Below are 14964 nucleotides of genomic sequence, written 5' to 3' on the forward strand. Positions count from 1 at the left end.
GTTGCTCAGCGATCGATCCTTGCCGCCTGTTGCGGGGAATAGCGCTCTCCCTGCACGGCAATCGCCGAAACCGCGTTTTCGATGTTGCGAAGATCGTCTGCTGTCAGCGCGACAGCGGTCGATCCAATATTCTCCTCGAGGCGATGGAGCTTCGTGGTGCCGGGGATCGGAACGATCCAGGGCTTTTGCGCCAGCAACCAGGCGAGCGCGACCTGTGCTGATGTCGCCGTCTTCTCGGCCGCGATCGCGCCGATCTTATCGACCAGTGCCTGGTTCGCCTTCCGCGCCTCCTCCGCGAAGCGGGGGACGGTGTTGCGGAAGTCGCTGCTGTCGAACGTCGTGTCGGCATTGATGGCGCCGGTCAGGAAGCCCTTGCCCAGTGGGCTGAAGGGCACGAAGCCGATCCCCAGTTCTTCGAGAACCGGCAGGATCGCCTCCTCCGGTTCACGCCACCAGAGCGAGTATTCGCTTTGCAGCGCCGCGACCGGCTGCACCGCATGCGCGCGCCTTATATTGCGCACGCCCGCCTCGGAGAGGCCGAAATGCTTCACCTTGCCCTGCTGGATCAAGTCCTTCACCGTGCCCGCCACCTCCTCGATAGGCACGACCGGATCGACGCGATGCTGGTAGAGGAGGTCGATGTAGTCGGTCCTCAGCCGCTTGAGCGAGGCCTCGACGACATCGCGAATATGCGCCGGCCGACTGTCCATGCCGCTGTGTCCGGCTGTGCCGGTGATGTCGATGCCGAATTTGGTGGCGATCACCACCTGGTCGCGGATTGGCTGCAATGCCTCGCCGACGACCTCTTCGTTCTTGAACGGGCCATAGACCTCCGCAGTGTCGAAGAAGGTGATGCCCCGCTCGAACGCCGCCCGGATCAGACGGACCGCATCCGCCGTCTCCATGGGCTGCCCGTAGGAATGGCTCATCCCCATGCAGCCGAGGCCGATGGCCGAGACTTCCAGGCCGCTGTTTCCAAGTGTGCGCTTTTGCATTGTCTTGCTCCTTTCGATTCCTGTTGAAGGCCCGTGCCCGGCCTTCAGGCATTCATGCCGGTCGCGACCGCTTGCGCCACCTTGCGGGGCCGCACGACCAGGGCGCAGACCAGCAGCGGGCTCAAGAGGTTCCCACACGTTCGACCAGGCCAACAGCACCCAGGATAAAAGCGATCAAAGGAATGCGGCTCAAGATGGTCTTCATGAATAACCTGACGTGGGTCAGAGATTGGGCAGAAGCGGAACAGCGGCTCTTCGCGTGAGTTAGTCGAGGTACTGTTCGGCGGTTACCTGTTCCATCCAGTCCACAGCCTTGCCGTTTAGCGCTTCCGCGATCGCGACATGCGTCATGCCGGCGGTCGCGGCAGCACCATGCCAATGCTTGACGCCTGGTGGGATCCACACGACGTCGCCGGGTCTTATTTCCTGGACGGGGCCACCCCAATGCTGCACCTGGCCGACCCCGGCCGTGACGATCAGCGTCTGGCCGAGCGGATGCGTGTGCCAGGCCGTGCGCGCGCCCGGCTCGAAGCTTACCGTACCCCCACCGGCTCGCGCCGGCCCCTCGGCTTGAAACCGTGACTCGACCCGCACAGAGCCGGTGAAGTTTTCGGGCGATCCGATGGTCGCCGCCTTCGGGTCATATTTCCGCACGGAGACCGTGCCGGCTTGGGATTGCCCGGCCGCGGCGGCTTCGCGAGCCTCGAAGACCGCGCGCAGAACCGGCACTGCCGACATCGAATTCGGCCAGCCGGTATAGTAGGCCAAATGCGTCGCGACCTCGGCAAGCTCGGTTCGTGTCAGGCCATTGTCCATCCCGCGGCTTAGATGGAAAGGCAGTTGCTCGGCCTTGCCCGTCGCGATGAGCCCGGCGATGGTTACGAGGCTACGGTCGCGCGCGGAGAGTTGCGGACGCCGCCAGAGATCGCCGAAGAGCACCCGGTTGGTATACTCCGCCAGCGCCGGAACGACAGGGCCGGTCGACGCATCTACACTCGCCGCCCTTGCCGCCTCGGCTGCTGCATCGAGTTCCAGCGGCTGCCCCCCCTCGGCCGCAACCAGTTCGATGCCGCGTGCGTCGAAGGCCTCCTTTGTCGCATTGACAGCGGAAATGGCGTTGGGCCAACCGGAGTAGAACGCAAGATGGGTGATGATCTCGCCGATCTCGCTTGGGGTCACGCCGTTGTCGAGCGCCCGGCCGACGTGCCCGCCCACCTGCGCGATGCGCCCCGACGCAATCAGGGCCGAGACGGTGACGACGCTGCGATCACGAGGCTTGAGCTCGTCGCGCAGCCAGACGTCACCGAACAGCAGTTCGTCCGTATAGTCTCCGAGGCCCGGCGCCACGACATAGACTGCCGGCGGTGCGACCCGGCCTGCGGGGCGCTCCTGCGCCTCGCCGGTCGAAGCGGCGAGAGACGAGATCACCAGGGAGGCCGCCAGTTTCTTCATGGGGAGAGTCTCCATTCCAGATCCAGATTTGTGGGGATTGGCCAGCAAGCGAGGGATCGCGTCACGTCGCGGCTGCGAAACGACAGCGACGCTCATGCCTCGGGTAAACCGGCGAGGAGCTTGTCGAGCGTGACCGGATAGTCGCGCACGCGCACGCCCGTGGCGTTGTAGATGGCATTGGCGATCGCGGCGCCGACACCGCACAGGCCGAGCTCGCCGACGCCCTTGGCCTTCATCGGCGATGAGATCGGATCGGTCTCGTCGAGGAAGACCACCTCCTGGTGCGGGATGTCGGCATGGACCGGCACCTCATAGCCGGCGAGATCGTGATTGACGAAGAAGCCGGCGCGTTTGTCGACCGCGAGCTCCTCCATCAGGGCCGCGCCGACGCCCATGGTCATCGCGCCGATGACCTGGCTGCGCGCGGTCTTTGGATTCAGTATCCGTCCAGCGGCGCACACCGCGAGCATGCGCCGGATGCGGGTTTCGCCCGTCGCGACATCGACGCCGACTTCGACGAAATGCGCGGCGAAGGTCGATTGCTGGTAGCGCCTGGCGAGGTCGCCATATTCGATCGCATCCTCTGCGACGAGGCCGCTGGCGAGAGCGGCCTCGGCCAGCGGCACGCCGCGATTGCCCGAACTGACCAGGCTGTCAGCGAACACCGCGTCGGCGGAGTTGAAGCCAAGCTTCTGCACTACTGCCTCGCGCAATTTGACACACGCTGCATAGACGCCGGCAGTCGAGTTGTTGGCGCCCCACTGGCCTCCCGAACCCGCCGAGACCGGAAAGGCAGAGTCACCCAGGCGCACCGCCACCTTATCGAGCGGTACCCCCATCATTTCGGCGGCGGTTTGAGCGATGATCGTGTAGCTGCCGGTGCCGATGTCGGTCATGTCGGTCTCGACGGTCACGACGCCGCTGCTATCGAGGCGCACCCGTGCCCCGGACGCCGTCAAGAGATTGTTGCGGAAGCCCGCCGCTACACCCATTCCGACCAGCCAGCGCCCATCGCGAAGCCGACCGGGCTGCCCATTGCGCTTGTCCCAGCCGAAGCGATCGGCGCCGGTACGCAGGCACTCGACCAATTGGCGCTGCGAGAAGGGGCGGGCGGGATTCTCGGGATCGACCTGAGTGTCGTTGAGGACGCGGAATTCGATCGGATCGAGTCCGAGCTTTTCGGCCATCTCGTCCATGGCGATCTCCAGCGCCATCAGGCCCGGCGCCTCGCCTGGCGCACGCATGGCATTGCCTTCAGGCAGGTCGAGCACCGCCAGCCGCATGGCGGTCATGCGGTTGGCGCCGGCATAGAGCAAGCGGGTTTGCTGGACCGCATTCTCAGGTCCGCCGCCGGGCAGGTCGCCGGACCATGCTTCGTGACCGATCGCGGTGATCTTCCCGTCGCGCGCCGCACCGATGCGGATACGCTGGATCGTCGCCGGCCGGTGGGTCGTGTTGTTGAACATGAACGGCCGCGGCAAAGCCACCTTCACCGGCCGTCCGGCGGCACGGGCACCGAGTGCTGCGAGGACCGTGTCGCATCGCAAGAACAGCTTGCCGCCGAAGCCGCCGCCAATGAAAGGCGATATCAGGCGGATGTTCTCGCTGGCGACGCCGAGCGTTGTGGCGAGGTCGCCCTTGGTCCAGTTGATCATCTGGTTCGAGGTCCAGACGGTGAGCCTATCCCCGTCCCAGGCGGCAATCGAAGCGTGCGGCTCCATCATCGCATGCGAGTGATCAGGCGTGGAATAGGTGCCATCGATCTTGACCGGCGCAGCGACGAACGCGCCGGCGAAGTCGCCGACCGCGGAATTGTCATCGCCGCCGTGGGAGTCCTTGATGTCGGCAAGATCGAAGGCGCCTTCGGCTCGCACATAGTCGACACGGATCAGTTGCGCGGCGGCGCGCGCCTGCTCGAACGTCTCGGCGACCACGAGGGCGATCGCCTGGTCGTAATGTTCGATGTCGGGACCGCCAAGCAGCCTGGCCGTGTTGAACCTGCCCTTTTCGAGCCTGCCGGCGTTGTCGGCCGTGACGATGGCGAGAACGCCCGGAGCACGCCGGGCCGTAGAGAGATCGATCGAAGTGATCCGTCCCTTTGCGATAGCCGAGCCGACCACATAGCCGTAGGCCTGGTTCGCAACGACATCGTGCCGCTCATAGGCGTAGGGCGCGGTGCCCGTGGTCTTCAGCTGACCGTCGATGCGGTCAACAGGCTTGCCGACAACCCTAAGCTGATCGATCGGGTTGGTTGTGGCGGGGGTGTCGAATCTCATCGCTTCAGCCTTTCGCTTCAGCCAGAACCGCGCCGAGCGTGCGCTCGACCAGAGGCAGCTTGAATGCGTTCTCATCTGTTGGCTTGGCGCCGGCCAGCAGTCGCTCCGCAACCGCCTTGGCGCCGCGCGGCATCTCGGTCTCGGCTGCCTCGACGCGCCAGGGCCTGTGCGCCACGCCGCCGAGCGCCACGCGCCCGGTGCCATCGGGCTGCACGATCGCGGCGACCGACACCAATGCGAAGGCATAGGAGGCCCGGTCGCGGACCTTGCGATAGATGTGCTTACCGCCGACCGGCTTGGGCAGCGTGACCGCGGTGATGAGCTCGCCGGGTGCGAGCGTCGTCTCGATGTCTGGCGTGTCGCCGGGGAGGCGGTGGAACTCGGCAATCGGAATGCCGCGCGCCGTGCCGTCGGGCCGCACCGTTTCCACGGTCGCGTCGAGCGCCCGCATCGCCACCGCCATGTCGCTCGGGTGCGTTGCGATGCAGGCATCGCTCGTGCCGATCACCGCCAGCGGACGGGTGAAGCCACCGATCGCGGCACAGCCACTGCCGGGTTGGCGTTTGTTGCAAGGCTGGTTGGTATCGTAGAAATAGGGGCAGCGCGTGCGCTGCAAGAGGTTGCCCGCGGTGGTGGCCTTGTTGCGCAGTTGGCCCGAGGCACCGGCGAGCAGTGCGCGAGAGAGCAGGCCATAGTCGCGTCGCACGCGCTCGTCCGCGGCGAGATCGGTGTTACGCACCAGGGCGCCGATGCGCAGCCCGCCCTCGGTCGTCGTTTCGATCTTGTCGAGCGCGAGGCCGTTCACATCGATCAGATGCGTCGGCGTCTCGATCTCGAGCTTCATCAAGTCGAGCAGGTTGGTGCCGCCGGCGATGAACCTGGCGCCTTCGGTGCGCGCTGCTGCCGCGGCAGCCGCAGCCGGTGAACCGGCGCGTTCGTAGGTGAAAGACCTCATGCCTGCCCCCCAGCGACTTCGGTGATCGCATCGAGAATGTTGGAATAGGCGCCGCAACGGCAGATATTGCCGCTCATGCGCTCGCGCAGTTCGGCAGCGGTCGTCTGCTGCGGAATAGTCAAGTCAGCGCTCACATGGCTCGGTATGCCTGCCTTGATCTCGTTGAGCACGGCCACGGCCGAGCAGATTTGCCCGGGCGTGCAATAGCCGCATTGATAGCTGTCATGCTTCACGAAGGCGGCCTGCATCGGGTGCAGATTCCCGGGCGTGCCCAGCCCTTCGATGGAGGTGATGGTGTCGCCCTCATGCATCACCGCCAGCGTCAGGCACGAATTGATCCGCCGTCCGTCGACCATCACAGTGCACGCACCGCACTGGCCGTGATCGCAGCCCTTCTTGGTGCCTGTGAGATGCAGATGCTCGCGCAGCGCGTCGAGCAGCGTGGTCCGTGTGTCGAGCTCGAGATCTCGGTTGGCCCCGTTCACGGTCAAGGTCACCTTCGACATGGCGGGCGCTCCCGCAGTCGAAGGCAATTTGTCAGCGCCAGCCTGTGCGTTGGCCGCGGATGGCGCTGCCGTCATGGCCACCGATGCCGCTCCAACAATCAACAAATCGCGCCGGGTCATTTCGAGTTTGTCGGGACTTTGCATGTCGTGTTCCCTGCGTTTGGATATCGTCGAGCTGCTCGATATCGTCGTTGGGGCAGACCGTTACGGCAGGTCGGCTCTGATCCTGCCGGCCAGGCCGGTTTTCGCGCGCCGGTAGGTCATTGCACCGGACGTTCACTCACTTAGGTTCTCCTCCACTTTTGATTAGTGGTCGATCAGCGATAGGTCTTATGAATCTGGCTCATGAAAGGCTGGGCCGTATGCCCTTTGGATAATGGGGGCATACCTTCGTCCGGCTTGCGGCGACCTTGTCTCGGCCGGGATTCAACGGCTGCGGCAGGGAAGGATCAGATGGTATAATGCGCATGCACCCATGAGGATGAATCATATATGCCGCGCGGAAACGTCAACGACCTTCTTGCCTTCCTGGCTGTGGCACGGGAGCGGAGTTTCACCAGGGCGGCTGCGAAACTCGGCGTTTCGCAGTCCGCGCTCAGCCACACGGTTCGGGGGCTGGAAGAGCGGCTCGGGCTTCGGCTACTGACCCGCACCACGCGCAGCGTCTCGCCGACGGAGGCAGGCGAACGCCTACTTCAAACGGTTGGCCCACGGTTTGAAGAGATCGAGACGGAACTCGCTTCGCTGAGCGAGCTGCGCGACAAACCTGCCGGTACCATCCGCATAACGGCCGGCGAACATGCGGCCGACACAGTCCTCTGGCCCGCTCTGGCGAAGTTCTTGCCGGACTACCCCGACATCAAGGTCGAGATCATCGTCGACTACGGCCTCACCGATATCGTCGCGGAGCGCTATGACGCCGGCGTCCGTCTCGGCGAGCAGGTGGCAAAGGACATGATCGCTGTGCGCATCGGGCCTGATATGCGCATGGCGGTCGTCGGCGCGCCCGCCTATTTCGCCAGGCGCAAGCCACCAAAGACGCCGCAGGACCTGACGGTGCACGACTGCATCAATCTGCGGCTGCCGACCTATGGCGGGCTCTACGCCTGGGAGTTCGACAAGAACGGGCGCGAGATCAAGGTGCGGGTGGAGGGGCAGTTTGTCTTCAACACCTCCGCGCTCAGGCTGAGCGCAACATTGGCCGGGTTCGGTCTGGCCTACCTGCCCGAGGATCAGGTGCGCGCGCACATTGCGGAAGGGCGGCTTGTTCGTGTGCTCGCCGACTGGTGCCCGCCTTTCTCAGGCTGCCATCTCTATTACCCGAGCCGCCGGCAGCAGTCGCCTGCCTTCACCGTGCTGGTCGAGGCGCTGCGCTACCGAGGGTGAGAACTGCCTGCGGCTGGGCGTGAACGCCGCTACTTCCACATACCACGCATACGGGCGCCGAGATCGATGCGAACCTGTGGCTGGCGGCGCGGATCGTCCTTGGCCTGGACGCTTGCCCAGGCCGTTTGCTCGAAGGCGCCAAGGATCGAGGCCGGGATGAAGCGGCTGCGCGAGGCGTAGACGTGGCGGTCGCCGCGCGCCGCCTGACCATGGACGAAAAAACGCTGCGGCATGACCAAATGCAGGCTGTCCTTGGCCCGCGTCATCGCCACGTAGAGCAGCCGGCGCTCCTCGTCGATTTCTTCCTTGCTGCCAACGCCGAGGTCGATCGGGATGCAGCCGTCGACGGTGTTGAGCACGAAGACGTTCTTCCACTCCTGGCCCTTGGCCGAATGGATAGTCGACAGGATCAGATAATCCTCGTCACGATGCGGCGGCCCGGCCTCGTCGCTGGTCGCGTCCGGCGGATCGAGCGTCAGCTCGGTGAGGAACCGCTCGCGCGAGGCATAGCCCGCGGCGATCTGTTCGAGCTGCAAAAGGTCCGCCCGGCGCATCGTTGCATCCTCGTGGATACGTTCCAGGTGCGGCTCGTACCAGAGCCTGACCTGTTCGAGGTCGGCCGGCCATTTTTTGGACCCGGCCCGAAGTTGCGAGAACAGCGCGACGAAACCCGGCCAGTCCTCGGCCGCCCTTTGTGGTGGCCGATAGCGGGCAAGGCCCATCGCTTCGTCGAGCGACGTCGCCATCGTCTCGACGATTGCGTTGGCTGCCGAAGGGCCGATGCCGGGCAGGAGCTGCAGCACGCGAAACCCGGCGACGCGATCGCGCGGGTTTTCGGCGAAGCGCAATACGGCCAGCATATCCTTGACATGGGCGGCATCGAGGAATTTGAGGCCGCCGAACTTGACGAACGGGATGTTGCGGCGCGTCAGCTCGATCTCCAGCGGCCCGCTATGGTGCGAGGCGCGGAACAGCACGGCCTGCGCCTTCAGCGCCGTGCCCACCTCGCGCTCGGCCAGGATCGCCTGGCAGACGTAACTCGCCTGCTCGGTCTCGTCGCGGACATTGACCAGCTTCGGCTTTTCCGATGATTTGCGCTCGGACCACAGGTTTTTCGTAAAGCGCTCCGACGCCTCGCCGATGACCGCATTGGCGGCGGCCAATATCGTCTCGGTGGAGCGGTAGTTGCGCTCCAGCATGACGATCTCGGCCGGCTGCGCGAACTGCTTGGGGAAATCGAGGATGTTGCGCACTTCCGCCGCGCGAAACGAATAGATCGACTGCGCATCGTCGCCGACCACCGTCAGACCGGCGCCGTCGGGCTTCAGCGCCGTCAGGATCGAAGCCTGCAAGCGGTTGGTGTCCTGGTATTCGTCGACCAGAACATGATCGAAACGCCCGCCAAGATGCGCCGATATCTCCGGCTCGCTGGCCATCTGCGCCCAATAGAGCAGCAGGTCGTCGTAATCGAGCACGTTCTGCGCCTGCTTGGCCTCGACATATCGGGCGAACAGCGCCTTAAGCTGTTCTGCCCACCCCGCGCACCACGGAAATACCGACCCCAGAACCTCGCCAAGCGGCGCCTGTGCGTTGACGGCGCGCGAATAGATCGCCAGGCATGTGCCCTTGGTCGGGAAACGGGCTTCGGTTTTGGAAAAGCCGAGCTCGTGCCTGACAAGGTTCATCAGATCGGCGGAATCCTCGCGGTCATGGATGGTGAAGGTCGGGTCGAGCCCGATCTCCAAAGCATAGTCGCGCAGCAGCCTGGCGCCGATGCCGTGGAAGGTACCGGTCCAGGTGAGCGCGTCGGTGATGACTGAGGCATCGCGGCCCAGCACCTCGCCGGCGATGCGCTCGACGCGCTTGGCCATTTCCGCCGCGGCGCGGCGCGAAAACGTCATCAAAAGGATGCGGCGCGGGTCGGCACCCCTGACGATCAGATGCGCGACGCGATGCGCCAGCGTACTGGTCTTGCCGGAACCGGCGCCGGCAATCACCAGCAGCGGCCGGGAGACCATGCCGTCGCCATGTTCGACCGCCAACCGCTGCTCGGCGTTCAGCTTGGCGAGATAGGCAGGCATGAAGGTCGAATCACGGGCAGCGAGGTTCATTGCCCATCAAGCATCGTTTCTGCTTTGTTCGCAATCGTTTCGGCGCGGAACTTGCATTCACGGGAGGAGCCATCGGCGTAGCGGGAAAAGCTCTGGTTGCGCCGGCATGGCTCCTAGCGCTGGGGTTCTACCCCCATCGCTGCCGACTGACGCCCCAGAGCCTCGCGTTCATCCTGCGGCGGCGGCAGGAACGGGTCGAAATCGTCGGGCACATCATCAATCACTTTTTTGGTGATGCGGTAGGCGGCGTAAGCGATAGCTCCGGCTATGAGCAGGCGGATCATGATCGCAATCCTCCATTGGTGTGGACCAACTGGAGAGGCGGCGTTTTGTTCCCTGTGTCTCCAAACAAGGCCAGCCACGCAACTAAATCGGCACCCGTCTCGTTTGCCCCAGGGGAAGAGGTTGGGCGAGAGGAGGTTGCTATGATGAAGTTCTCAATCCCGCTGGCTTTGGCGGCTGTGCTGGCTGTCGCGGCTTGCGACAACAATATTCAACCGACCAAGGCTCCTGTCGATCAAAACCCGCAAATTGACCAGAATCCAGTGCCCAAATCGACGACCGGCAGTGATCAACCCGGCACGCCACCGGCACAGTGACTGGCTGCTGTGAAAACGGTGGCCGGCGCCGCTTGGGAGGGGAATGGATGGCGCCGGCCAGGCGGGTATTCAGATCCGCCGCACAGCTAGAGATAGCTGAGTCTTGCCCCTGCGTCATGGCGTGATCGCGGAAGACCAGCCGCCGTCCACCGGTAACAGGCTGATAGTTCAGAGGCGAGAAGCGATCGCATCGAACCATCCGCTGCGGTCGTTTCTCGCACTATGCGACCGAACCGGCGCTCAGGGCCTTGCGAAGCGCCGGCGTCCTGTGCAAAACGCGGCCATGCTGATCATCAACGACCTTTCGCTGCGCATGGCCGGACGCCTGCTCCTTGACCACGCCTCGCTGACCTTGCCGGCCGGCACCAAGGCCGGGCTTGTCGGCCGCAATGGCACCGGCAAGACGACGCTGTTCAAGGCGATCACCGGCGATTTCCCCTCCGAGACCGGCTCGATCAGCCTGCCGAAGAACACCCGCATCGGCCAGGTCGCGCAGGAAGCACCGGGCACCGAGGAGCCGCTGCTCGAGATCGTGCTCAAGGCCGACCTCGAACGCTCCGCACTTCTCGAAGAGGAAAAGACGGCGACCGACCCGCACCGCATCGCCGACATCCATATGCGGCTGGCCGATATCGACGCGCATTCCGCCGAATCCCGCGCCGCCACCATCCTTGCCGGCCTCGGCTTTGACGATGCCGCGCAGCGGCGCCCGGCCTCGTCATTTTCCGGCGGCTGGCGCATGCGCGTGGCGCTCGCCGCCGTGCTGTTTTCCGAGCCGGACCTGTTGCTGCTCGACGAGCCGACCAACTATCTCGATCTCGAAGGCACGCTGTGGCTGGAGAACTACGTCTCGAAATACCCGCACACCGTGCTGCTGATCTCGCACGACCGCGACCTGCTCAACCGCGCCGTCAACTCGATCGTCCATCTCGATCAGAAGAAGCTGACCTTCTGGCGCGGCGGCTACGACCAGTTCGAGCGCCAATGAGCAGCGTGAGTTGCAGGAGAAGGGCCGCGTCAAGCAGGAGGCCGCGCGCAAGCATATGGAATCCTTCGTCGAGCGCTTCCGCGCCAAGGCTTCGAAGGCAAGGCAGGCGCAGTCGCGCATCAAGGCGCTGGAGAAGATGAAGCCGATCGCCGCGATCGTGAACGACACGGTGCGGCCGTTCTCCTTTCCCGAACCGGTGAAGACGGTTGCGTCGCCAATCATCGCGCTGAACAACGTCAATGTCGGCTATACCGAGGGTCAGCCGATCCTGAAGAAGATGACGCTGCGCATCGATGCCGACGACCGGATCGCGCTGCTGGGCGCCAACGGCAACGGCAAGTCGACCTTCGCCAAGCTTTTGTCGGGCCGCCTGAAGCAGGAAACCGGCACCATGACGGTGGCGCCGGGCCTGAAGGTGGCGATCTTCGCCCAGCACCAACTCGACGATTTGCGGCCGGAGGAAAACGCCTATGAGCATGTCCGCCGGCTGATGCCGGAGGCGCCGGAAACGAAAGTGCGCGGCCGCGTCGCCCAGTTCGGTCTGACCACCGAAAAGATGAACACCGCCGCCAAGGATCTTTCCGGCGGCGAGAAGGCGCGACTTCTGATGGGCCTGTCGGCCTTCGAGGGGCCAAACCTGTTCATCCTCGACGAGCCGACCAACCATCTCGACATCGACAGCCGTGAATCGCTCATCCATGCGCTGAACGAGTTTCCCGGCGCGGTGATCCTGATCTCGCACGACCGCCATCTGCTCGAAGCGACGGCCGACCGGCTGTGGCTGGTCAAGGAGGGCGCGGTCAATCCCTATGACGGCGACCTCGAGGATTATAAGACGCTGGTGACAGGCGTGTCCGGCGATCGCCGTGAGCGGCGCGAGGCGGAAAAGGCGTCGAAGGCCGACCGCCGCCGCGAGGCGGCGGCGCGGCGCGCCGCCTTCGAGCCGCTGGCCAAGGAGATCCGCGCCACCGAAGCGCTGATGGACCGCATCCGCAAGCGCATCGACCTGATCGAGGACGAGCTCGCCAATCCGGCGGTCTACGAAAAGGATCCCTCGACCGCGACGCGGCTGGCCAAGGAGCGCTCGCAGCTCGCGCAACAGCTGGCCGGCCACGAGGAGAAATGGCTGACCATGTCGGCGGAGTACGAGGAAGGCACGGCGGAGTAGGGCGAGATTGGCTAATCATCTGGCTCTACACGCCACTTTCGAAAGCCGCTAGACAGGTGCCATGAATCAACACGCCAAGCTCAGGATCGGCCATTCGGCCTGTCCGCACGATTGCCCGTCGACCTGCGCGCTCGAGGTCGAATTGCTCGACGACAAGCGCATCGGCCGCGTCCATGGCGCCAAGGCCAACAGCTACACATCAGGCGTCATCTGCGCCAAGGTCGCCCGCTATGCCGACCGCATCCACCACCCCGACCGGCTGTTGAAGCCGCTGGTGCGGGCCGGCGCCAGGGGCGACGGCGCCTGGAAGGACGCGAGCTGGGAGGCGGCGCTCGACCTCGTCGCCGAGAAGTTCATTGCCGCCGAAGCGAGATACGGCTCTGAGACGGTCTGGCCGTACTACTATGCCGGCACGATGGGATTGGTGCAGCGCGACGGCATCGAACGGTTGCGCCATGCGAAAAGATATTCCGGCTTCTTCAGTTCGATCTGCACCAATCTGGCCTGGACCGGCTGGATGATGGGGGCAGGGGCGTTGCGTGGCCCCGACCCCCGCGAGATGGGCAAATCCGACTGCGTGGTGATCTGGGGCACGAACGCCGTGGTGACCCAGGTCAACGTCATGACCCATGCCATCAAGGCCCGCAAGGAACGCGGCGCCAAGATCGTCGTCATCGACGTTTACGAGAACGCGACGATGAAGCAGGCCGATCTCGGCCTGGTGCTGAAGCCTGGCACCGATGGTGCGCTGGCCTGCGCGGTAATGCATGTGCTGTTCCGCGAGGGTCTTGCCGACCGCGCCTATCTGGAAAGGTACACGGACGATCCTAAGGGGCTGGAAGCGCATCTGCGGACAAAAACGCCGGAATGGGCGACCGCGATCACCGGGCTTTCGGTCGCTGAGATCGAAGCCTTCGCCCGTCTCGTCGGCACGACGAAGAAAACCTATTTCCGCCTCGGCTACGGCTTCTCGCGCCAGCGCAACGGCCCGGTCAACATGCACGCCGCGGCCTCGATCGCCGCGGTCACCGGCTGCTGGCAATATGAGGGCGGCGGTGCCTTCCACTCCAATTCCGGTATCTTCAAGCTCAACCAGGAGCTGCTGGAAGGCACGAAGATGCGCGACTCGGCGATTCGCCATCTCGATCATTCGCGGATCGGCCCGGTGCTGACCGGCGCCAAGGATGCGCTCTATGGCGGCCCGCCGGTGACGGCGCTGCTGATCCAGAACACCAATCCGGCCAATGTCGCGCCCGAGCAGCGGCTGGTGAAGCAGGGCTTCCTGCGCGACGACCTTTTTACTTGTGTGCACGAGCAGTTCATGACCGATACGGCAAAGCTCGCCGATGTCGTGCTGCCGGCGACGATGTTCCTTGAGCATGACGACATCTACAAGGGCGGCGGCAACCAGCACATCACGCTGGGGCCGAAGCTGATCGACCCGCCGGAAGGACCGCGCACCAATCATTTTGTTATCGAGGAACTCGGCAAGCGGCTCGGCGTCGCCGACATGCCAGGCTTCGGTCTGACCGAAAAGCAGCACATCGACATCATCCTGGGCAAGCGCGAGCTGGGCAGTTTCGACGGTCTGAAGGAAGACAAATGGGTCGATCTGCAGCCCGATTTCGAGACCGCGCATTTCATCACTGGCTTCGGCCATGCCGACAGGAAGTTCCATTTCCGCGCCAACTGGACCGGACAGGCGGCGCCCAACCGGCCGCCGAAAAGCATGGGCCTGTTCGGGCCTGTGGAGCGGTTGCCGGAATTTCCCGATCACGTCGACCTGATCGAGGTCGCGGACGAGGCGCACCCGTTCCGGCTGGCGACCTCGCCGGCCCGCAATTTCCTCAACTCGACCTTTGCCGAGACGCCGGTATCCCAAGCCAAGGAAAGGCGGCCGGAACTCCTGCTACACCCGGAAGACGCGGCGGCACTCGGGCTTGCCGATGGCGGCCGTGTCGAGGTCGGCAATCAGCGCGGCGAAGTGGTGCTGCACGCAAAACTGTTCGACGGCATCAAGCGCGGCGTGGTGGTGGCCGAAGGCATCTGGCCGAACAGCGCCCATGAGCGCGGCGAGGGCATCAACGTGCTGACCGGCGCCGACGCGCCGGCGCCCTATGGTGGCGCCGCCGTGCACGACAACAAGGTCTGGCTGCGCAAACCGATTGACTAGCCGCTCCCATAATCGGCATCCGGCCCTGCCGCGTCCGGTCATAAGCAGATTGGGAGTCACCTATGGCTTAGCCTTTCGTCAATTAAAACGAACCGTTCGGTTCGATTTCTGTTGACGCATTGTACAGCAGAGTGTGAACAGAGGCTCGGCAATCTTGGCGCTCGCGCCGGGCGAATTCTCCCAACCCATTGATAATTTAGAAGAAGATTGTGGCGCAGGAAGTCTCTCGGCGGTTTTCAACCGCCGTATCGGAGGTTTTTCAGGCACAATTTTGTGACTGGAAACGACAGCACTGCCGACCCATCTCGGGGTGGTCCGAGCGACGCGAATTCCTCCCAAGGCACGCCACTAGTGG

The 14964-nt window shown here is 64.3% G+C and carries 10 protein-coding genes and 1 pseudogene; 4 read left to right on the forward strand and 7 right to left on the reverse strand.

The features are described from left to right. Positions 1–5: 5 nt before the first annotated feature. The 5 genes from MESS2_RS14155 to paoA all read right to left on the reverse strand — a co-directional run bounded on the left by MESS2_RS14155 (position 6) and on the right by paoA (position 6328). The gene (locus MESS2_RS14155; RefSeq protein WP_008875023.1) at positions 6–995 is read right to left on the reverse strand and encodes an aldo/keto reductase; all 990 of its coding nucleotides are present in this window, start codon (positions 993–995) and stop codon (positions 6–8) included. A gap of 264 nt (positions 996–1259) precedes the next feature. Then, a complete protein-coding gene (locus MESS2_RS14165; RefSeq protein WP_008875024.1) occupies positions 1260–2447 on the reverse strand; it encodes a (R)-mandelonitrile lyase in 1188 nt (395 codons plus the stop codon). Between the two features lie 92 nt (positions 2448–2539). Beyond that, positions 2540–4723: an aldehyde oxidoreductase molybdenum-binding subunit PaoC gene (gene paoC, locus MESS2_RS14170; protein WP_008875025.1), complete on the reverse strand. Its 2184-nt coding sequence runs from the start codon at positions 4721–4723 to the stop codon at positions 2540–2542. A gap of 4 nt (positions 4724–4727) precedes the next feature. Next, a complete protein-coding gene (locus MESS2_RS14175) occupies positions 4728–5678 on the reverse strand; it encodes an FAD binding domain-containing protein (RefSeq protein ID WP_008875026.1) in 951 nt (316 codons plus the stop codon). Next, positions 5675–6328: an aldehyde dehydrogenase iron-sulfur subunit PaoA gene (gene paoA, locus MESS2_RS14180; RefSeq protein WP_008875027.1), complete on the reverse strand. Its 654-nt coding sequence runs from the start codon at positions 6326–6328 to the stop codon at positions 5675–5677. The genes MESS2_RS14175 and paoA overlap by 4 nt, the downstream gene beginning before the upstream one ends. 348 nt (positions 6329–6676) lie before the next feature. Between paoA and MESS2_RS14185 the strand changes: the two genes are divergently transcribed. Further along, entirely contained in the window at positions 6677–7570 is an 894-nt protein-coding gene (locus MESS2_RS14185; RefSeq protein WP_008875028.1) for a LysR family transcriptional regulator, read from the forward strand. A 29-nt stretch (positions 7571–7599) separates the two neighbouring features. Here MESS2_RS14185 and MESS2_RS14190 read toward each other — a convergent pair whose 3' ends face one another. Beyond that, positions 7600–9681, reverse strand: a complete 2082-nt coding sequence (locus MESS2_RS14190; RefSeq protein WP_008875029.1) for an ATP-dependent helicase — start codon at positions 9679–9681, stop codon at positions 7600–7602. A 113-nt stretch (positions 9682–9794) separates the two neighbouring features. Beyond that, positions 9795–9965: a hypothetical protein gene (locus MESS2_RS32735; protein ID WP_008875030.1), complete on the reverse strand. Its 171-nt coding sequence runs from the start codon at positions 9963–9965 to the stop codon at positions 9795–9797. 141 nt (positions 9966–10106) lie between these two features. Here MESS2_RS32735 and MESS2_RS32740 point away from each other — a divergent pair, with 141 nt between their 5' ends. The 3 genes and pseudogenes from MESS2_RS32740 to MESS2_RS14200 all read left to right on the forward strand — a co-directional run bounded on the left by MESS2_RS32740 (position 10107) and on the right by MESS2_RS14200 (position 14609). Then, positions 10107–10280, forward strand: a complete 174-nt coding sequence (locus MESS2_RS32740) for a hypothetical protein (protein WP_008875031.1) — start codon at positions 10107–10109, stop codon at positions 10278–10280. Positions 10281–10563: 283 nt separating this feature from the next. Continuing rightward, positions 10564–12436 (forward strand): annotated as a pseudogene (locus MESS2_RS14195) (ABC-F family ATP-binding cassette domain-containing protein). Between the two features lie 61 nt (positions 12437–12497). Continuing rightward, the gene (locus MESS2_RS14200; protein WP_008875032.1) at positions 12498–14609 is read left to right on the forward strand and encodes a molybdopterin-containing oxidoreductase family protein; all 2112 of its coding nucleotides are present in this window, start codon (positions 12498–12500) and stop codon (positions 14607–14609) included. The last annotated feature ends 355 nt before the right edge of the window (positions 14610–14964 follow it).

It is taken from the genome of Mesorhizobium metallidurans STM 2683, from assembly GCF_000350085.1.
GTDB lineage: Bacteria > Pseudomonadota > Alphaproteobacteria > Rhizobiales > Rhizobiaceae > Mesorhizobium > Mesorhizobium metallidurans.